The organism is Peptoniphilus sp. BV3AC2, from assembly GCF_000478945.1.
Taxonomy (GTDB): Bacteria; Bacillota; Clostridia; order Tissierellales; family Peptoniphilaceae; genus Peptoniphilus_B; species Peptoniphilus_B duerdenii.
The window spans coordinates 148,775-169,615 of record NZ_AWXD01000026.1 but is presented as its reverse complement, the minus strand read 5'-3'; the positions used below and the strand labels follow the sequence as shown (position 1 = coordinate 169,615).

Annotated in this window: 16 protein-coding genes and 1 other annotated feature; of the genes, 14 read left to right on the top strand and 2 right to left on the bottom strand. The window is 32.5% G+C overall.

Features of this window, described 5'->3' with window-relative positions; all coding sequences use genetic code 11:
• Positions 1-40: 40 nt before the first annotated feature.
• Together HMPREF1252_RS06480 and pepT are read right to left on the bottom strand one after the other, a co-directional pair.
• Entirely contained in the window at positions 41-1,444 is a 1,404-nt protein-coding gene (locus tag HMPREF1252_RS06480) for an aminoacyl-histidine dipeptidase (protein WP_023059863.1), read from the bottom strand.
• Positions 1,444-2,658, bottom strand: coding sequence for a peptidase T (gene pepT, locus HMPREF1252_RS06475; protein ID WP_023059844.1), 1,215 nt, complete (start codon positions 2,656-2,658; stop codon positions 1,444-1,446). Before pepT ends, HMPREF1252_RS06480 begins: the two co-directional genes overlap by 1 nt.
• A gap of 97 nt (positions 2,659-2,755) precedes the next feature.
• Here pepT and HMPREF1252_RS06470 point away from each other — a divergent pair, with 97 nt between their 5' ends.
• The 14 genes from HMPREF1252_RS06470 to rny all read left to right on the top strand — a co-directional run bounded on the left by HMPREF1252_RS06470 (position 2,756) and on the right by rny (position 20,837).
• Positions 2,756-3,952 (top strand): NAD(P)/FAD-dependent oxidoreductase, encoded by a 1,197-nt coding sequence (locus HMPREF1252_RS06470; RefSeq protein WP_023059816.1) that lies wholly within the window; start codon positions 2,756-2,758, stop codon positions 3,950-3,952.
• A 10-nt stretch (positions 3,953-3,962) separates the two neighbouring features.
• A complete protein-coding gene (locus HMPREF1252_RS06465) occupies positions 3,963-5,252 on the top strand; it encodes an NAD(P)H-dependent oxidoreductase (RefSeq protein WP_023059843.1) in 1,290 nt (429 codons plus the stop codon).
• A gap of 31 nt (positions 5,253-5,283) precedes the next feature.
• The gene (locus HMPREF1252_RS06460) at positions 5,284-5,709 is read left to right on the top strand and encodes an Rrf2 family transcriptional regulator (protein WP_036746986.1); all 426 of its coding nucleotides are present in this window, start codon (positions 5,284-5,286) and stop codon (positions 5,707-5,709) included.
• 209 nt (positions 5,710-5,918) lie between these two features.
• Complete coding sequence (gene ileS / locus HMPREF1252_RS06455) at positions 5,919-9,017, top strand: isoleucine--tRNA ligase (protein ID WP_023059761.1); 3,099 nt, start codon at positions 5,919-5,921, stop codon at positions 9,015-9,017.
• 51 nt (positions 9,018-9,068) lie between these two features.
• Entirely contained in the window at positions 9,069-9,368 is a 300-nt protein-coding gene (gene yajC / locus HMPREF1252_RS06450) for a preprotein translocase subunit YajC (protein ID WP_008902195.1), read from the top strand.
• A gap of 10 nt (positions 9,369-9,378) precedes the next feature.
• Positions 9,379-9,528, top strand: coding sequence for a six-cysteine ranthipeptide SCIFF (scfA, locus tag HMPREF1252_RS06445; RefSeq protein WP_008902196.1), 150 nt, complete (start codon positions 9,379-9,381; stop codon positions 9,526-9,528).
• Between the two features lie 228 nt (positions 9,529-9,756).
• The gene (locus HMPREF1252_RS06440; protein ID WP_023059817.1) at positions 9,757-10,785 is read left to right on the top strand and encodes a hypothetical protein; all 1,029 of its coding nucleotides are present in this window, start codon (positions 9,757-9,759) and stop codon (positions 10,783-10,785) included.
• A 184-nt stretch (positions 10,786-10,969) separates the two neighbouring features.
• Entirely contained in the window at positions 10,970-12,361 is a 1,392-nt protein-coding gene (locus HMPREF1252_RS06435; RefSeq protein WP_023059911.1) for an NCS2 family permease, read from the top strand.
• Between the two features lie 94 nt (positions 12,362-12,455).
• Positions 12,456-13,571 carry a BMP family protein gene (locus tag HMPREF1252_RS06430; RefSeq protein WP_023059834.1) on the top strand — a complete coding sequence of 372 codons (1,116 nt, stop codon included), beginning with the start codon at positions 12,456-12,458 and terminating at the stop codon, positions 13,569-13,571.
• Between the two features lie 189 nt (positions 13,572-13,760).
• Positions 13,761-15,290, top strand: coding sequence for an ABC transporter ATP-binding protein (locus HMPREF1252_RS06425; protein ID WP_036746984.1), 1,530 nt, complete (start codon positions 13,761-13,763; stop codon positions 15,288-15,290).
• Positions 15,283-16,395 carry an ABC transporter permease gene (locus tag HMPREF1252_RS06420; protein ID WP_023059853.1) on the top strand — a complete coding sequence of 371 codons (1,113 nt, stop codon included), beginning with the start codon at positions 15,283-15,285 and terminating at the stop codon, positions 16,393-16,395. Before HMPREF1252_RS06425 ends, HMPREF1252_RS06420 begins: the two co-directional genes overlap by 8 nt.
• Positions 16,392-17,336, top strand: coding sequence for an ABC transporter permease (locus HMPREF1252_RS06415; RefSeq protein WP_023059921.1), 945 nt, complete (start codon positions 16,392-16,394; stop codon positions 17,334-17,336). The genes HMPREF1252_RS06420 and HMPREF1252_RS06415 overlap by 4 nt, the downstream gene beginning before the upstream one ends.
• Positions 17,337-17,453: 117 nt before the next feature.
• Positions 17,454-17,687: a binding site (T-box leader), on the top strand.
• A 50-nt stretch (positions 17,688-17,737) separates the two neighbouring features.
• On the top strand, positions 17,738-19,084 hold the full coding sequence (brnQ, locus tag HMPREF1252_RS06410; RefSeq protein ID WP_023059870.1) for a branched-chain amino acid transport system II carrier protein: 1,347 nt from the start codon (positions 17,738-17,740) through the stop codon (positions 19,082-19,084).
• A gap of 220 nt (positions 19,085-19,304) precedes the next feature.
• A complete protein-coding gene (rny, locus tag HMPREF1252_RS06405) occupies positions 19,305-20,837 on the top strand; it encodes a ribonuclease Y (RefSeq protein WP_023059772.1) in 1,533 nt (510 codons plus the stop codon).
• Positions 20,838-20,841: the final 4 nt, after the last annotated feature.

Below are 20,841 nucleotides of genomic sequence, written 5' to 3'. Positions count from 1 at the left end.
ACAAGCCGTATTTCTATTTTTTGTATTATTAAATTTTAATTTATTTTAGTGATTTTAAAAGTTCTTTTACAAATTCATATACTCTTTCTGTGGAATCTATTTCTAGAGATTCTTTTGGAGTGTGTGCTCCTGAAATATTAGGTCCTATAGAAATCATATCTAAGTCTCTATATTTTTCGTAGAATACTCCACATTCCAATCCGCCGTGGATAATTTCAGCCTTCATTTCCTTATTATAAAGTTTTTTATAAAGGTCCATTGCGTGATTTCTTAGTTCTGATTCTTCGCGATAAACCCAAGTAGGATATCCTTCAGAATATTTATATTCCACATTATGAGTTTTGGAAGCTAAATCTAATTTATTTTCCAATTCTTCTTTTCTTTCTTTTTTTGCAGATCTTACAGATACCGTTATTTCATAATAATTATCCATATTTTTAACTATTGCTAAGTTTGAAGATGATTCAAGAATAGTTTTTTCGCTGTCCATATAAGAGTTTTCTCCAGTAGGAAGAGCTAATAGATATTTTGAGAACACTGCTGAATCTATTGTACTCATTGCTTGATTTGCAGAAGTTTCATTATAGGTTATTTCCAATTCTCCATCGATATCTTTATACTTATCCATAATGGATTCGATCTTGTCGTCTAGACTTTCTTTAGTTGCTATTATTAAATCACCCATTCTAGGAATTGCATTTTGTTTAGTTCCACAGTCAAAATCAACAATCATAGCATCTTTTAATTTAGAAATCAAATCTGCCATTACTACAATCATATTTCCTTTATTCTTGTCGATCATCATACCTGAGTGACCACCTAAGAATCCTGAAAAGTTAATTTCATATACTTTATAATCTTTAGACACTGCAACAGGTTCGTAATTAAATTTACCTATATAGTTAACTCCGCCTGCAGATCCAACGGTCATGACACCTTCATCTTCAGAGTCAATATTCAGTAGATATGAACCAGTGAGAAGCTTATCTGAAAGGTTTAGAGCACCTTTCATAGTTGTTTCTTCAGATATAGTAAATAGACATTCAAGAGGTCCATGTTCAGCATCTTTATCGTCAATTAAAGCAAGCCCAAATGCAACGCCTATTCCATCATCAGCACCAAGGGTTGTATTATTTGCATGGAGAATATTTCCATCAACTATTAATTCAATTGGATCATTTAAGAAATCATGGTTTGAATCATCAGATTTTTCAGGAACCATATCTGTATGACCTTGTATGATTACTGTTTTAGAATTTTCATAGCCTTTAGTTGCAGGCACTCTTATAAGTACATTTCCGACTTCATCTACAATGGTTTCTAAATTTCTACTTTCTCCAAAATTTTTAAGGTATTCAGTCATCTTTTCTTCGTGACCAGATGGTCTTGGAATATTAGATATTTCTTTAAAGTATTTAAATACTAATTCAGGTTTTAAATTCATTATTTATTTTCCTCCGCTAAATTTTCAATTATTTTAACAACTAGTTCGCTTCCTTTAACCATAGAAGAGATTGGAATAAATTCATACTTACCGTGGAAATTATATCCTCCAGCGAAAAAGTTTGGACAAGGTAGACCCATGTAGGATAGTTGAGATCCGTCAGATCCTCCACGTATAGGTTCTATTATTGGTTTTATACCAACTTCTTCCATACTTTTTTTAGCAAGCATAATTTTATCCATATGAGGTAGAAGCTTTTCTTTCATGTTGAAGTAAGAATCTTCAAATTTTATATCAATTTTTACGCCGTGTTTTGTTTCTAGGAAATCAACAAGAGCTTTAATAATATTTTTCTTTTCGTTGAACTTATCCATTGAGTGATCTCTAATGATATATTCCATACTTGCATGGCTTACACCACCATTCATAGAAGATAACATGAAGAAGCCTTCGTAGTTTTCTGTAAACTGTGGTCTCATTTGGCATGGAAGGGATTCATTTAGTTCAGTTGCAATATCAAGTGCATTAATCATTATATTTTTTGCTGAACCTGGATGGACACTTTTACCTTCAATTTCTATGAAGCAACTAGCTGCGTTGAAGTTTTCATATTGAAGTTCACCGATTCTTCCTCCATCAACTGTAAAAGCAAAGTCGCAGTCGAATTTTTCAACATTGAAGTGGTGAGGTCCTCTTCCTATTTCTTCATCAGGAGTAAAACCGACTCTTATTTCACCGTGTTTTATGCTGCTATCATTAACTATTTTTTCTATTGCATCCATTATAATTGCTATACCTGATTTATCATCGGCTCCAAGAAGGGTAGTGCCATCAGTTACGATGATTTCTTCTCCAACCACATCATTAAGTCCTGGGAACTCTTCTTCACTCATAACAGATCCGTCTAATAATTTTATATCTCCGCCTTTATATTCAATTATTTGTGGATTTACATTTTTACCAGAGAAGTCTGGAGCAGTATCTAAATGAGCCAAGAATCCAATCTTAGGTAATGGGTAATCTACATTTGAAGGAATATATCCAAATAGGTAGCCTTTATCGTCCAAATTTGTTTTAATACCCATGTCCTTAAGCTCTTTTTCCAAATATTTTGCAAAAATCATTTGACCTTCTGTTGAAGGAACAGTTTCAGATTTTGCATCCGACTTAGTATCAAATTTAACATAGTTTAAAAATCTTTTTGTGATATCCATAAATACCTCCTAGAAAAGATTATACAATAATCGCTCTAAGTTTGCACAATTTCTATATATTTTCACAAAAGTTCTGTATAATATAATAGGTGATATTATGAAGGTTGCAATAATCGGTGGAGGCCCTGCAGGAATATTTTCTGCACTAGTAGCTTCTCAAAAACATGAAGTGACCATTTTCGAAAGAAATGATCGTATTGGTAAAAAATTGCTGGCAACTGGAAACGGAAGATGTAATCTTACCAATATATCTGTTGAAAAGAAAAATTTCCATGGAGATTCTGACTTCGCATATAAAATTTATAAAAAATTTGACAATAAAGATGTCATTAAATACTTTGAAGATCTTGGAATTTTAACAACAACTAAAGAAAGTGGAAAGATCTATCCTAGAAGCTTAACTGCAGCAAGCGTGTTAAATGTTTTTTTAGAAGAGCTTGATAATAGACAAGTAGAAGTCAAAACCGAAAAATATATAAATAAAATTGAAATGAAAAATGATAAATTTCACATATACACCAAAGAAGAATCATATATTTTTGACAAAATAGTAGTAGCCTTAGGCGGTATGAGTATGGCTAGCTCAGGCTCAGATGGCAATGGATACAAGCTTCTCACAGATTTAGGTCATAGAAAAATCGAAACTAAGCCAGCCCTTGTGCAACTAAAACTTAAGTCAAATTTTTTGAAACATCTTTCTGGAACTAAAGTAGAAGGAATTTGTTATCTTCTAAAAGATGGAAAAGTTATAAAAGAAAGATCTGGAGATATACTTTTTACTGACTATGGTATAAGTGGACCTCCGATTTTAGATCTATCAAGATATGTTTCAGAAGGGGATTATAAACTTAGATTTAGCATTGTAAATGACCTAATGACAGAAGAGGATAAAAATAAATTTTTAGAATACTTTTATAGGACTATTAGTTCAAAGGATATGACCTTAGAAAGATTTTTAATTGGGATACTTAATAAGAAATTTATTCATTATGTACTTAAAAATTTGGACTTAGATAGAAACATGAAGGTAATGGATCTAGATTCAAATAAATCCTATGAACTTTTAAAAATTTTAACTGAGAGCGAATTTGAAATTACTGGAAATAACGGTTATAAAAACTCTCAAGTAACAGTGGGTGGAATATCCACAGAAGATATAAATGACAATTTAGAATCTAAAATTGTAAAGGGTCTATTTATAGTAGGTGAAATTTTAAATATCGATGGTGACTGTGGAGGTTATAATCTTCAATGGGCATGGAGTAGCGCATATGTCGCCGCATCTTCTATTTGATGGAGGAAAAATGTTTTATTTAAATAAAAAAATGAAAGAATTCGGAACCATTAGAGTCTCAATAGTGGGACTTGGACTAATGGGTGGTTCTCTACTAGATCAGCTACTGGGATTAGAAGGATTTAGACCAACTATAGTAGCAGCTAGAGATAAAAATAGAATTATAAAAAAACTTGAAAGCTTAAATATAAGTGAAAACGACTATGTATTTACTGATGATATTGTTGAAGCTATCTCTGCATATGAAAGAAATCTTTTGGTGGCAACTACCAATATAGAACTTTCCACTATGAGAATATTTGCGGACTGTGTTTGCGATGCGACAGGTTCTGTTGAACTAGGATGTGATATTACTGTAAAGGCACTTAACAACAAGGTTCATGTGGTAAGTTTAAACGTTGAAATGGATGCGACTGTCGGTCCAATTTTAAATAAGATTGCAAAAGATAATAATGTGGTATATTCCGGAAGCTATGGAGATGAACCTGGATCTATAATAGAGCTTTTTGAATTTGCAAAGTTTTCAGGTTTTGAAGTACTTCATTTAGGAAAGGGCAAAAATAATAAATTAAATAACTATGCAACGAACGAAATGTTAAGAGATGAAGCTATTAGCAAGGGACTTAGTCCAAGGATGCTCACATCTTTTGTAGATGGCACAAACACCATGATAGAACTAAATGCTGTTTGTAATGCGACAGGATTTAAACCTGATGTAGATGGATGTCATTTTATTGAATCATCTCCAAAGGATTTAGTTGATAATTTTAAATTAAAAGAAGATGGTGGAGTATTTAATAAAACAGGAACAGTGGATTTCGTAAAAGGAATTCATCCTGGTGTGTTTGCAATAGTTAAACCATGCTCAGAAATAATGAATTACGAAATGAAATTTCTACAAATGGGAGAAGGACCAAACTATTCAATTTATAGACCATACCATTTGACATCTATAGAAACTCCAATTTCTATTGCAAAAGCAGTTGTTTTAGAAGAAAGTTCTATTGCGCCAATAGAAGGAGCGCCTTTTGCAGAAACAGTTGCTGTAGCTAAAAGAGACATAAAAAAGGGAGAAAAGATAGAAGGCATTGGATCTGATATGATTTTTGGAACACTTGTTGATGTAGATAAAAGTAGCTCGGAAGATTTAGTTCCAATTGGCTTAATTACAGAAAAAACAATTGCAAAAGAAGATATAAAAAAAGGTGTACTAATTTGCTATAATATGATAGAATTAGATTATAATAGTAGCGTCATAAAGTTAAAAAGTTTACAAAACAATTTGACGAAAGAATTATAATATATTAGAATGGATTGGTGAAGAACAAAAAATGAGAATAACTCAAGAAGTTGATTATGCATTTAGAATTTGTTCCTATTTAGCGTCAAAAAAAGGAGAAGTAGTAGCAGCTACTGAAATCTCAGAGACCCAGGCTATTCCTGAAAGATTTACACTTAGAATACTTAGAAAGCTTAACCTTGCTGGAATAACCGATGCTAAAAGAGGAGCATATGGAGGATACTATCTAGTAAGAGATAAGTATGATTTAAATTTATACGAGATTATTGAAGCTATAGATGGACCTATACAAATAAATAGGTGCCTTAGATCTGGAGACGCATATTGTTCTAAGAATAACACACAAAAAGAAAGAGAAATGTGCAAGTTCCATCAAAAGTTATCGTATATTCAAAACTCAATAATAAATATGTTTAAGCAAACGACCCTTGCGGAATTTGCAAAAACGAGCCATTGACAGAAGGTAAATAATAAAATTTACAGAGAGGTACATGATGGTGAGAAGTACCGCTAATTATTTCGATCACCTGTCAGCATGTAGGAGGAAATGCCTGCAGGGTAGCAACCTTATAGCTATTAAAGTGATAGGTAACTATAATTAGGGTGGTACCACGGAATTTCGTCCCTTGAGATTTTTCTCGGGGGGTTTTTTTTATAGGAGGATAAATGGAAAAATTTAAAGTGCTCTCAAAAGAGAGTGTAGACAAAAGAGAACATCATATTTCCGAATATTGGAATGATATAGATTTATTACATAAATCTGTAGAATCCAGATGTGGCTGTGAGAAATATGTATTTTATGAAGGCCCGCCAACAGCAAATGGTAGACCAGGAATACACCACGTTTTAGCTAGAACATTAAAAGATTTGACTTGTAGATACAAAACCATGAAGGGCTACCAAGTTAAGAGAAAAGCTGGTTGGGATACTCATGGACTTCCAGTAGAAATTGAAGTTGAAAAGAAGCTTGATCTTCACAATAAACAAGATATAGAAAAATATGGAATCGAAGATTTCAATAAAAAATGTAGAGAATCTGTATTTGAATATGAAAAAGAGTGGAGAGAGTTAACAGAAAGAATGGCTTATCTTGTAGATCTTGATAATCCTTATATAACTCTTGAAGACAATTACATTGAATCAGTTTGGCATATTTTAGACTCCATGTTTAAAGATGGGCTAATCTATGAAGGACATAAAATACTTCCATACTGTCCAAGATGTGGAACTGGACTTGCCTCCCATGAAGTAGCACAAGGATACCAAATGACAAAATCACAAACAGCTACTGTAAAATTTAAGCTAAAAGGTAAGGATGAATACTTCCTAGCATGGACAACAACTCCTTGGACACTTGCATCTAACGTATCACTTACAGTAAACCCAACTGTAACCTACGTTAAAGTTAAATACAATGGAGAAGTATACTATCTAGCAGAGGCTTTGATTTCTCAAGTGTTTGAAAAACCAGAAGAAGTTGAAGTGCTAGAAAAAATGACAGGAAAAGATTTGGAATATGTTGAATATGAACAACTACTTCCATTCATAAAAGCAGATAAAAAAGCATTCTTTGTAACTCTTGCGGATTATGTAACCATTGAAGACGGTACAGGTATAGTTCATACTGCACCAGCTTTTGGGGAAGATGACTATCAAACAGGGAGAAGATATGATTTACCGGTTTTAAATCCAGTAAACGAAGAAGGAAAATACACAGACACTCCATGGAAAGGTATGTTCGTAATAGATGCAGACGAAGATGTAATTAAGTATCTAAGAGAAAATGGACTTCTATTTAAGAAGCAAGCTATGGAACATAACTATCCTCACTGCTGGAGATGTGGAACACCTTTAATCTACTATGCACACCCATCATGGTATATCGAAGTTACAAAGTTCAAGGATAAATTAATAGAAAATAACAATGGAGTTAATTGGTTCCCTGACTTTGTAGGTGAAAAAAGATTTGGAAACTGGCTAGAAAACTTAAATGACTGGGCTATCTCTCGTTCAAGATATTGGGGTACACCACTTCCACTTTGGAGATGCTCCTGTGGAAATGTAAGATCTATTGGATCAAAAGAAGAATTAGTTAAAGAAGCTATAGAAGATATAGATGAAAGCGTGGAACTTCACAGACCTTACGTTGATAATGTACATCTAAAATGCGATAAATGTGGCAAAGAAATGACTAGAGAAAAAGATGTAATAGACGTTTGGTTTGACAGTGGGGCAATGCCTTTTGCTCAATGGCACTATCCATTTGAACATAAGGATGACTTTGATCAATTATTCCCAGCAGACTTTATTTGTGAAGGTATCGACCAAACTCGTGGGTGGTTCTACTCACTACTTGCAATTTCTACCTATGTAACAGGCAAGAGCCCATACAAGAACGTACTTGTAAATGATCTTATCCTAGATAAATATGGAAAGAAAATGAGTAAATCAAAAGGAAACACAGTAAATCCATTTGAATTATTCAATCAATATGGGGCAGATGTTGTAAGATGGTACTTAATCTATGTATCACCACCATGGGCACCAACTAAGTTTGATGAAGATGGTCTAAGAGAAGTAGAATCTAAATTCTTTAGATCACTTAGAAATATATATAATTTCTTTAGCCTATATGCAAATACCGATGGTATAGATCCAAGGGATATGAATGTAGATGAAAAGGATTATACTTTAATCGATAAATGGTTTATATCTAAGTACAACTCTCTAGTTAAGAGTGTAAATGAAGATATGGAAATATTTGAACTTACAAAAGTTGTAAGAGATATCCAAGACTTTGTAATAGAAGACTTCTCAAATTGGTATATCAGAAGAAATAGAAGAAGATTCTGGAAACCAGAGATGGATGCGGAAAAGATGGCGGTATATAAAGTTACCTACGATGTACTTCTAGGAATTTCAAAACTTATCGCACCAATAGCACCATTTATTTCAGAAGAACTATTCAAATCCCTAACTGATAAAGAATCTGTACACTTAGAAGACTATCCAACTGCAGATGAATCTAAGATAAACAAAGCACTAGAAGATAAGATGGAAAAGGTTAGACATATAGTTACCCTTGGACGTGCATCAAGAGAAGAAAAGAGAATCAAGATTCGTCAAGCATTAAAAGAAGTTGTTCTAGACGGTTCACTTAAAGAAGAAATAGGATCACTAAAAGATTTGATTAAGGAAGAGTTAAACGTAAAAGAAGTAATATTCGAAAATGATTTAACTAAATTTATGGAATATGAACTTAAACCTAACTTCAAAGTTGTAGGAAAAATACTTGGAAGCAAGATAAAAGAATTCCAAAACTATCTTCAAACTGTAGATGCAAAAGATTTCGTATCCAAACTAACGAAAGAACCAGTTATCTTAAAGTTAAACGGGGAAGACACAGAAATAAACGAAGAATTTATAGATATCAAAATAAATTCTAAAGAAGGATTCGACGTTACAATGGAAAATAATCAATTTGTAATTCTAGATACAGAACTTACCCCAGAGCTTATAGAAGAAGGTTTAGTAAGAGAATTTATTTCAAAGGTTCAACAACTAAGAAAGTCAAAAGATCTAGACATTCTTGACAATATTGAAATTATCTATTCTAGTGATGAAGAAGTAAAATCTGCAATAGATAAAAACATTGACTTCATAGGACAAGAAACTTTAGCTAAATCTGTAGTAAATGGAGCTGGAGAAGAAGAGTTTGATCTAAATGGTCATCCTACTACTATTGAAATTAGGGTTATTGACTAATTGCAATTTAAATTTAAAAAAGATATAATTAAATAAAACGAAGGAGGAGCTATGGATCAAAATACCGCAAAAGTAATCACTAGTTTTGCACCTCTAATAATTTTGATGATATTTTTCTACTTTTTCATGATAAAACCACAAAAGAAAAAAGAAAAAGAAATTCAAACCATGAGAGAAAACATCAAAGTTGGAGACAATATTATCACTATTGGTGGTATAGTTGGAAAGGTAATCCAAGTAAAAGAAGATGTAATATTTATAGAAACATCTGGAGACAAGACTAAGTTAGAACTAATGAAGTGGGGAATTAACTCAGTTCTTCAAGAAAGAAAAGATTTAAAATCAAACTAAAGGAGACATTATGAAATTAGTAAAGACACTTACAAAGAAAACTTTGAGAGACACTTATGCAAAAGGTGGATGTGGTGAATGCCAAACATCATGCCAATCAGCATGCAAAACTTCTTGTACAGTAGGAAACCAAAAGTGCGAAAATAAAGAAAATCACTAATCTCTACACAAAATTTTATAAAAATTAAGTAGAAAATCTAACCGTCTAAGTATTAATTAGGCGGTTTTTTATTTAGCTATTCTATTAGATTGTATAAATTTTTTAAACTAATAAATATTTTTACTGGTAACCAATGTTGTAAGTTTCAAATAATTAACAAATACAGCTTTATTTAAGTACATTTTCGTGATATCATAGTATAAAGATATAATTCAGTGGGAGGTAATTATGGATAAGAAAATCAAAAACTACATAATTTATGCTGTATTCATAGTTTTATTGTTTTTGTCCACACTTTTTAAGTCCTTTTCAACTGATGTTTTGTGGCCAAAGGATCAAAACTACAAAGGTAGTTTTGATGGTATAATATTTTCAGATCCACAGGATATTGCAGGACTAAATGTAACAAGAACCATTTTTAAAGAAAATAATAAAGATTTTGTAAAATATGATATAAGTTTTCTCTATGAAGGTGACTTTGGAAACTTAAGAATCTTAGGAAATCCAGTAGGTCAAATATTCTTGCCTAATAAGATGAACCCTGTATTTTCAGATGTAACTCTAAAAGGTGAATATAATAAAATTAATAACGCACTTTTCCAAGACAACTTAAAATTAAAAGATTTATACAAAAAAGTTCCAGAACACGACTTCTCTGCAGTCTCAAAAGTTAGAGTGCCTTTGGACAAGGAAGTACAAGAAGTTAAATTTAGTATTCTTTATGAACCTAGAGAAATAAACCATGGTTTAAAGGGTAATGTCGCTAAAAACGCAGTTTTTGTAACCAATGCAAGAGTTGAATCTTTTAGAGATACAACCAAACAAGAAAAAGGAATTAAAAACGAATCTAAAAACTTCCAAGAATCTGGATACTATGTAAATTCAATAGAAGTTATAAATGAAAGACAAGTTAAATCAATTTCATTTGAATCAACATTAAATTCAATAGTATTTATAATTTCAATAGCAGCTGCAATCCTTCTTATATGGTTAGATAGAAGTAAATCACAAGTTCCGTTACTAATATCTATGATGCTATCTGTTATGACAGTATCAAGATTTTTAGACAAGGGAGCAACAGCATTTGGAATTCTGTTTATCTGGACTATAACAGGATATATCGTATCACTATTAAGTTATGCTATAACAAATGAAGGAAATAAAATTAGAAACAATGACTTCAAGAGAAGTATAGCTTGGACACTTATATTTTTACTTGTAAATATAGTGATATTTATAATTCCAAGAACATTTTAAAACTAAAGGCTTCGTAATACGGAGCCTTTTTTAATGCAAAAAATTGTGGAAGAGTATATAAGAGTAGAGCTAATAAAACCTAAAAACTTTATAAAAACTAAATGTAACAAAATAAAATTTCACCTTATAATTCTTTAATAAAAAGTAAATTTAGTTTATAATATACTTAGATAAGGAGGTACCAATGAGTTCATTAGAAAAAATTTTTAAACTCAAAGAACACAACACCACTGTTAAGACAGAAATGGTGGCAGGAGTTACTACATTTATGACTATGGCTTATATTTTGGCAGTAAACCCAAATATTTTAGGAGCTACAGGCATGGATTCTGGAGCTGTATTCACTGCAACAGCTATAGCATCAATGATTGGTTGTGTTTTCATGGCGATTTTAGCTAACTATCCTTTTGCACTTGCACCAGGAATGGGACTAAACGCCTTTTTTGCTTATACGGTAGTATTAAAGATGGGCTACAGTTATGAAACTGCTCTTACTGCTGTATTTATTGAAGGAATAATCTTTATATTATTATCTATTACAAATGTACGTGAGGCCATTTTTAACGCGATCCCTATAAATTTAAAAGGGGCAGTAAGCGTTGGGATAGGTCTTTTTATTGCTTTTATAGGTCTTCAAAATTCAAAGATTGTTATTTCTGGACCTACTTTAGTCAGCATATTTTCATTAGATGGATTTAATGCGGTTAATCAAGTAGAAGGTGTAGTAGCAACATTTAACAATGTGGGAATCACAGTTCTTTTAGCAATTATAGGAGTGCTAATTACATCTATTTTAGTAATTAAAAATGTTAAGGGAAATATTTTAATAGGTATTCTTATTACTTGGATTCTTGGAATTATTTGCCAAGTAACTAGAGTATATGTTCCTGAACCAGCACTAGGTATGTTCAATTTAATTCCTGATTTTTCAAATGGTTTATCTATTCCTAGCCTTGCACCAACATTTTTTAAATTTAATTTCCATGAAATATTATCTTTAGAATTCTTTGTAGTAGTATTTTCATTCTTATTTGTAGATATGTTTGATACTATAGGAACTCTTATTGGAGTTTCAACAAAGGCTAAGATGTTAGATAAAGATGGCAAGCTAGAAAACATAAGAGGCGCTCTTCTTGCAGACTCATTTGCAACAGTAGCAGGAGCTATGCTTGGTACTTCCACAGTTACAACATTTGTTGAATCAGCTTCAGGAGTTTCAGAAGGTGGTAGAACTGGACTTACTGCTATAACAACAGGAGTTCTATTCTTACTTTCACTTTTCTTAGCGCCAATATTTTTAGCAATACCTGCATTTGCAACTGCGCCAGCTCTTATAGTAGTTGGATTCTATATGTTCACTAATGCGGTTCATATTGACTTTGACGATTTCTCAGAAGCTATTCCAAGCTATATCTGTATCGCGTCAATGCCATTTTTCTATAGTATTTCTGAAGGAATATCAATGGGAGTTATCTCATATGTATTTGTAAATCTTCTAACAGGAAAGACAAAGAAAATAACTCCACTTATGTATATTCTTGCAATACTATTTACGCTTAAGTATGTTTTCCTATAATTAGTTTTATTTAAAAGATTAGTGATTTAAATAAAATGAAAATTGAAAATAAGTACAATGTATAATATAATTAACTTATAATAAGGAGGTAGAAATGAAAAGAAAATCATTAGTAGCACTACTATTAGCATTCACTTTATTACTAACAGCTTGTGGTAATGGGGGAGCAAAAAATAACAAACCTGCAAACAATGCTGAAAAGAATAATAAAAATAGTAGTCAAGAAGAAGCACCAAAATCAGACCTAAAGGTTGGTTTTGTAACAGACGAAGGTGGAATTAACGACGAATCATTTAACCAAGGAGTTTGGGAAGGACTTCAAAAGGCAGCTAACGACTTCGGTCTAGATGCTTCTTACCAACAATCAAAGGATGAAAACGACTATAGACCAAACTTTGATACACTTCTAGATGATGAAAAAGATTTAATCATCGGTGCTGGATTTAAAATGGGTGGAACAATTATAAAAGAAGCTCAAGCTAATCCAGATGTTAAATTCGCTATAGTTGACGTTGATCCAACTAACGAAGGAAAAGACGAAGCTCCAGCAAACCTACTTGGAATTATGTTTAAGGCTCAAGAACCTTCATTCATGGTAGGATATATTGCAGGACAAATGACTAAGACTGACAAAGTAGGATTTGTTGGTGGTCAAGAAGGAACTATTATTTGGGGATTTGAATACGGATACAAAGCTGGTGTTGAATATGCAGCTAAAGAACTTGGAAAGAAGATTGAAATTCTTAGCCAATACGTAGGAGACTTCTCAGATGCTCAAAAAGGAAAAGTTATAGCTAACACTATGTACCAAAACGGTGCAGATATAGTATTCCAAGCAGCAGGTGGAGCAGGACTAGGTGTTATCGAATCTGCTAAAGAACAAGGTGAAGGTAAATGGGTTATCGGTGTTGATAAAGACCAATATGATCTTGCACCAGACAATGTACTAACATCTGCAATGAAAAATGCTAACGTAGCTATCTATGTAATTCTAAAAGACCTATCTGAAGGTAAGGAATTCCAAGGTGGAACTACAAGAGTATTCGGTCTTCAAGATGCAGAAGCTGTAGGTATTTCACCAAGTACAGATAAACACGTTCCACAAGAAATTATTGATAAAACTAATGCTTTAGTTGAAAAGATAGTTTCTGAAGAAATCAAAGTTCCATATAACGCTGAAACATACGAAGAATATGGATACGGAAAATAAAATATAATTTTAAGAGTGCTTAGGCACTCTTTTTTTTATACGTATTTTTTAATAGACAAATGAATTAATTTAATTAAAGATATTTAATTTTCATTAGACAATTGTATAAATATTTTATTTTATTTTTTTAGATTACAGTGTAAATAATTTTTAGATAATGTATAATTATAAGTAGTAAAATGAGGAGGTATGGATTTGGAAAATAATAATTTTGCAGTACAAATGAAAAATATTACAAAAAAATTTGGAGATTTTACTGCAAACGACAACATCGATCTTGATATAAAAAAAGGTGAAATCCACGCTCTTTTAGGCGAAAATGGTGCCGGTAAATCTACACTTATGAATATATTATATGGACTATATACTCAAACTGAAGGTGAGATTTATATAAATGGTAAGTTGGAACATATTAAAGATCCAAATGAAGCGATAAGACTTGGACTCGGTATGGTTCACCAACATTTTATGCTTATAGAGCCTTTTACAGTCGTTGAAAATATTATTTTAGGAATGGAACCTACAAAAGGTTTAACACTTAACATTAAAAAGGCGACTGAAGATATCATGAAAATATCTAATAAGTATGGACTTTCAATCGATCCTAAGGCAAAAGTTGAAGATATCACAGTTGGTATGCAACAGAGAATTGAAATAATAAAAGCCCTATATAGAGGGGCAGATATTTTAATATTTGATGAACCGACGGCAGTGTTAACTCCTCAAGAAATTGATGAATTTGTTGATATTATAAAGAGTCTTTCAGATCAAGGCAAAACCATTATCTTAATTACACATAAGTTGAAAGAGATTAAGGCAATGGCAGACAGATGTACAATAATCAGACGTGGTAAGAAGATAGATACGGTAGATGTAAATAGTGTAAGTGAGTCTGAACTTGCCGATATGATGGTTGGTAGATCTGTAAATTTAACTGTGAACAAAGAAGATAGAGAGCCTGGAGATGTTGTGCTAAGTATATCTAATCTTATAGTTAAAGATGCTAGAAAAATAAACAAAGTAAATGGACTTAATTTAGATCTTAAAGCTGGTGAGATTCATGGTATAGCTGGAGTCGATGGAAATGGACAATCTGAACTTTTAGAAGCTCTATCAGGATTAAGATACATTGAAAGCGGGTCTATTACTATAAACGGAAAAGACATTACAAACCACACTCCAAAGGAAATTCATGATAATGGTATTTACAATATCCCGGAAGATAGACAGAGAAGAGGATTGGTTCTAGATTTTTCTGTTGAAGATAACCTAATACTAGAAAATTTTCATAGTGAACCATTCTCTAAAAAGGGAATTTTAAATAGAAAAAAAATAAATGAGCATGCTACAGAACTTATGGAAAAGTTTGATATCAGACCTAGGGAACCTAAATATTTAGCTGGATCTCTTTCAGGTGGAAACCAACAAAAGGTTATAATTGCAAGAGAAATAACTAATAATCCTACGGTTCTAATAGCGGCACAACCAACAAGGGGACTGGATGTAGGTGCTATTGAGTATGTGCATGATTATCTAATAAAACAGAGAGATTCTGGAAAAGCAGTCCTTCTAATATCTTTTGAGCTTGATGAAATCATGGGTTTATCTGATAGAATTTCTGTTATTTATGGAGGAAAAATTCTTAAAACTCTAGATCCAAAGAATACAGATGAAAAAGAAATTGGTCTTCTAATGGCAGGAGGAAATAGAAATGAATAGTAAAAAGAAATTTATATTTACCATGCTTTCAATCTTTTTAGGATTTATTGTTGGAGGAATTATAATTCTTTCAATTGGTAAAAGTCCTATGCAAGCGTATAAGACAATAATTTTAGGAGTACTTGGCAAACCTCAATATATTTCATGGACTATTGTAAAAGCTATTCCAATAATCTTAACAGGTATTTCTGTTGCTTTTGCATTTAATACTGGATTATTTAATATCGGTGCAGAAGGACAATACATCGTTGGAGGAATTGGAGCTTTAATTGCTGGTTACTTTTTAGAACTACCTCCTATAATCCATCCAATAGTTGCACTTCTATTTGGAATGTTATTCGGTGCAATATGGGGAGCAGTAGTTGGATTTTTAAAAGCTAAATTCAATGTAAATGAAGTAATATCTTCTATAATGATGAACTGGATTGCATTTTACTCATCAAACTATTTATTAAGTTTTAATGCTTTTAGAAAACCTGAATCAGACCAATCATATGATGTACTAGAATCGGCTAAAACTATATTTTTAGGTAAATGGAAATTATCTGAAGCTGGTCAAGCGTTTTTAAAGACAAAACCTGTATTAAAACAATTTTTAAGACCTCCTTTAAACTGGGGATTTATTATAGCAATAATTGCAGCTATTGTAATTTGGTATATCTTAAATAGAACGACTTTGGGTTACCAATTAAAGGCTGTTGGATTTAATAAAGATGCTGCAGAATATGGTGGAATAGATGTTAAGAAAAACACTGTATATTCTATGACCATAGCTGGGCTTCTATCTGGACTTGCTGGAGCAGCGATGCTACTTGGAGTAAGTCATCATATAGGTGTAATGGCAAGCTTACAAGGTTATGGTTTTGACGGAATGGCTGTTTCTCTTATTGCTTCAAACAATCCAATTCTCTGCATACCTGCAGGGCTTCTATATGCTGGGTTAGAGTATGGTGGATCAAAATTAACATCCGCAATGAATACACCTACAGAAGTAGTAAATATATTAACTGGTGCAATAGTATTCTTTATTGCTATGCCTAAACTATTTGAAATGATTAGGCTATTATTTACAAAAAAAGGTACCAAGAAAGGAGAAAATAAATGATTGATATAGCTACAATAATAAGTATTACTCTTTTATATTCTGGACCTCTTATATATGTTGCACTAGGTGGTGTAATATCAGAAAACGGCGGAGTAGTAAATATAGGACTTGAAGGTATGATGACTATAGGTGCTCTTGTAGGGGCAACAGTTGGATACTATTCTGGAAATCCTTGGCTAGCATTTCTGTGTGGAGGACTTGCGGGAATGGGTCTTTCACTTTTACACGCAATTGCAACCATTAACTTTGCTGCAGATCATATAGTAAGTGGTATTGCTATAAACTTAATAGGTCCTGGGCTTTCATTATTCTTGGCAAAATTATTCTTCGATGGAGCCACACTTACAAAACCTATACCTCTAGATAACAAACTTCCAAAAATTATGGGAGGTCTTATTTCTAAGCTGCCAGAAGGGCAATTTAGACAAGTAATTAGAATAATATTTGAGCAACATGTCACGGTTTATTTAGCATTTTTATTGGTACTCTTAACTTATTTCTTGCTATATAAGACCAAATTAGGATTAAGAATTAGATCTGTAGGAGAACATCCACTAGCAGCAGAAACACTTGGAGTAAATGCCTATAGAGTTAAGTATATCTGTGTACTTCTATCTGGATTTTTATCAGGACTTGGAGGAGCATCAATGTCACTTGCAGTAGTAAGTTCATTTAGAGATACATTGGTCTCTGGACAAGGATTTATAGCTCTAGCAGCGATGATATTCGGTGGATGGAAGCCACAAGGGGCAATGTATGCCTGCCTACTATTTGGAGCTGCACAAGGGCTATCAGTGTTTTTAGGTTCAAAAGGATTTAATGTAGATCCAAACCTACTATCAATGCTTCCATATGTAATCACTCTTCTAGTGTTAGTAGCATTTGTCAAAGGTGTAAGAGCCCCTTCAGCAGATGGTAAACCTTACGAAAGATCAAAATAAAAATTAAATTATAAATTTATTTAAAAATCTTCTAGAAATTTCTAGGAGATTTTTTAAAAAAAGTGTTTGACATCTATGTACCAATTTAATATAATAACAACATAAATAATTTTATTAATAAAAATATTGGAAAAAACGAGTAGATTTATTGAAGTTTAAAGAGAGTAGGCGTTTGGTGGAAGCCTATAATGGAAATAGATTCGAAAATCATTTTTCTTATGCAAGTCTGAAATAATATTAAGATTTGCCGCTGTAGTAGGCGTTATCTATACTCGGCATTGATAGATGCTTGTTAAGAGTGCTTACATTTATGTAAGAAATAAGGTGGTAACGCGGTAATTCGTCCTTTGTCATATGACAGAGGACTTTTTTTATTATTAAAATTAAAAAAGGAGGAAAAAATGAAAAAATTAACTAGGAGTCAATTCACACAAATAAGTATAATGTTATTTGGACTATTCTTTGGAGCAGGAAATTTAATATTTCCACCATTTTTAGGAAATCAAGCAGGAAATCACACTATGATTTCACTTTTAGCTTTTTCAATCACCGCGGTATTATTCCCAATACTTGGTGCAATTGCAGTAGGAAAGACTGAAGGTTTAAAAAATTTATCTAATAGAGTTGGTAATGTATTTGCAATAGTATTTACTACTGCAATATATCTATCAATAGGACCTGGACTTGGTATTCCAAGAGCTGGATCAGTTCCATTTGAAATGGCAATAGCACCATACCTACCAGAAACATTAAATCTAACAATTGCTAGATTGATATATACATTTTTATTTTTCTCAGTAGCTTTATGGATATGTTTAAAACCAACTAAACTCGTATCAAGAGTTGGAAAGTATCTTACACCAGCACTTTTAATTTTAATAACCTACATGTTTGTAAGGGTTATGAGCTTACAAAAAGGCGTTGCTCTAGCTGTAGGAGATTATGCTAAAGCACCTTTAGTAAAGGGATTCTTAGCTGGATATGACACAATGGATGCAGTTGCTGCTCTTAACTTTGGATTTGTAATTACACTTGCTATTAGAAGGTTTGGAATAGAAGATAAGAAACAGGTGACAAGCTATACAGCAAAGGCTGGAATAATTGCAGGAACAGTATTATTTGTTGTATATCTAATGCTTTCAACAATTGGAATGGTAACATCTAGTGCATTTGTTGGTTCAGAAAACGGAGCAGTTGTTCTTGCAAAAGCTGTTGAACTTGTATTTGGAAAATCCGGACTAATACTTCTTGCATCTATATTTACACTCGCTTGCTTAACAACCTGTGTAGGACTTATATCAAGCGGATCAGAATACTTCTGTTCACTGTTTAACAATAGATTATCATATAGCGCCTGGGTAATTGTTTGGACATTATTTTCATTCGTAATGGCAAACTTTGGTCTAAACAATCTATTAGCATTTTCGGTCCCACTACTAACTATAATATATCCAGTTGCTTTAGTTTTAATATTACTGGGAGTTACTAATGATTTTATTAAGTATTCAAAATATTCATACAAATTTTCTGCATTTTTCGCTGTATCTCTACCATTAATATCAGTTGTTTCTTCAACATTTAAAACAAGTATTCCACTTTTAACAAAATTAGAAAGTGCACTACCATTATCTAAACAAGGTTTATCTTGGGTGCTACCAAGTTTTGCTGTTGTAGTATTAGTTGAACTTGCAATAAAATTATTTTTATCATCAAATGTAAAAGTTGAAGATGGAGTATATTTAAATTAATTTATTAAGCAGTCTAGTTAGGCTGCTTTTTTTTGTAAAAAGTTTTTTATACTTTTTTAAGCACTACCATAAATTATATTCTTATTTTTTATTTAAATTTAAACATTTAGTAGAATTGTTAAAAGTTTAATTTCTTGACTATTGGCGTAATACATTATAAAATAATTAATGAAAGTTTTATGAAAATATAAACTTTTTAGAAAAATGGAGGTGCTTTAGCTTGCCGCAAATAATTATAATTCTTTTGGCAATTGTCGTAAGTGCTTTAGCTGGCTATGTAGTTCGTAAGTATATTGGCGAACAAAAAGTCGGAAGAGCAGAAGAAGTTGCAAATAAAGTATTGATTGATGCAGAACATAATGCAGAATCAAAAAAGAAAGAACTACTAATTGAAGCTAAAGAAGAAATCCACAAAATGAGATCCGAGGCGGAACGCGAAAACAAAGCGAGACGTCAAGAATTATCACAACTTGAATCTAGAATTTTGGCAAGAGAAGAATCTATTGAAAAAAAATCTAATTCTCTAGATAAAAAAGAAGAGAAATTAGCAAAGAAGCTTGAAGAGGCAAAACAAAAAAGTGAAGAAGTAGATTCTCTAATCGAAAAGAGAAATGAAGAACTTCAAAGGATTGCAGGACTTAGTCAAGAAGAAGGTAAGAGAATCTTACTTTCAGAACTTGAAAAAGAAGTTGTCCATGAATCTGCTCAAATTATTCGTGAAGAAGAAGCGAGAATCAGAGACGAACAACAAAAGTATGCAAGAAATATTATAGTTCAAGCAATTCAAAGATTATCTGCTGAAACTGTAGCTGAAAACACAGTTTCTGTAGTTGCTCTTCCGACTGACGAAATGAAAGGAAGGATTATAGGTAGAGAAGGTAGAAATATAAGAGCAATTGAATCTCTTACAGGAGTTGATTTGATTATTGATGATACGCCTGAAGCAGTTGTACTTTCTTGCTTTGATCCTATAAGACGTGAAGTGGCTCGTGTTGCTCTTGAAAAACTAGTATCAGATGGTAGAATTCATCCTACTAGAATTGAAGAGACAGTTAATCGCGCAAGAAAAGAAGTTGAAACTATTATTAAAGAAGCTGGTGAACAAGCTGCATATGATGCAGGAGTTCATGGACTTCATCCAGAGGTTATCAAATATCTTGGAAGACTTAAGTTTAGAACTTCTTATGGACAAAATGTACTAAAACATTCAGTTGAGGTTAGCCATATAGCAGGTATTATCGCAGCTGAGCTTGGAGCAGATGTAAAGATTGCAAAGCGTGCAGGTTTGTTACATGATTTAGGAAAATCCATAGATCATGAAGTAGAAGGACCACACGTTGATATCGGTGTTGATCTTGCTCGTAAGTACAAAGAAAGTGAAGCGGTTATCCATGGTATCGAAGCACACCATGGCGATGTAGAGCCAAGGACAGTTGAAGCAATAATAGTTCAAGCAGCAGATGCAATATCAGCTGCAAGACCTGGTGCAAGACGTGAGACAGTAGAGTCTTATATTAAGCGCCTTGAAAAATTAGAAGAAATCGCCAACAGCTATGACGGAATAGAAAAATCTTATGCAGTTCAAGCTGGACGTGAAGTAAGAATTATTGTAAAACCAGATGTGATTTCTGAAGCAGAAATAGTAGTTACTGCTAGAAAAATAGCAAAAGAAGTAGAAGCAGAACTTGATTTCCCAGGACAAATTAAAATTAATGTCATAAGAGAAACAAGAGCTGTAGAATATGCAAAGTAATGTC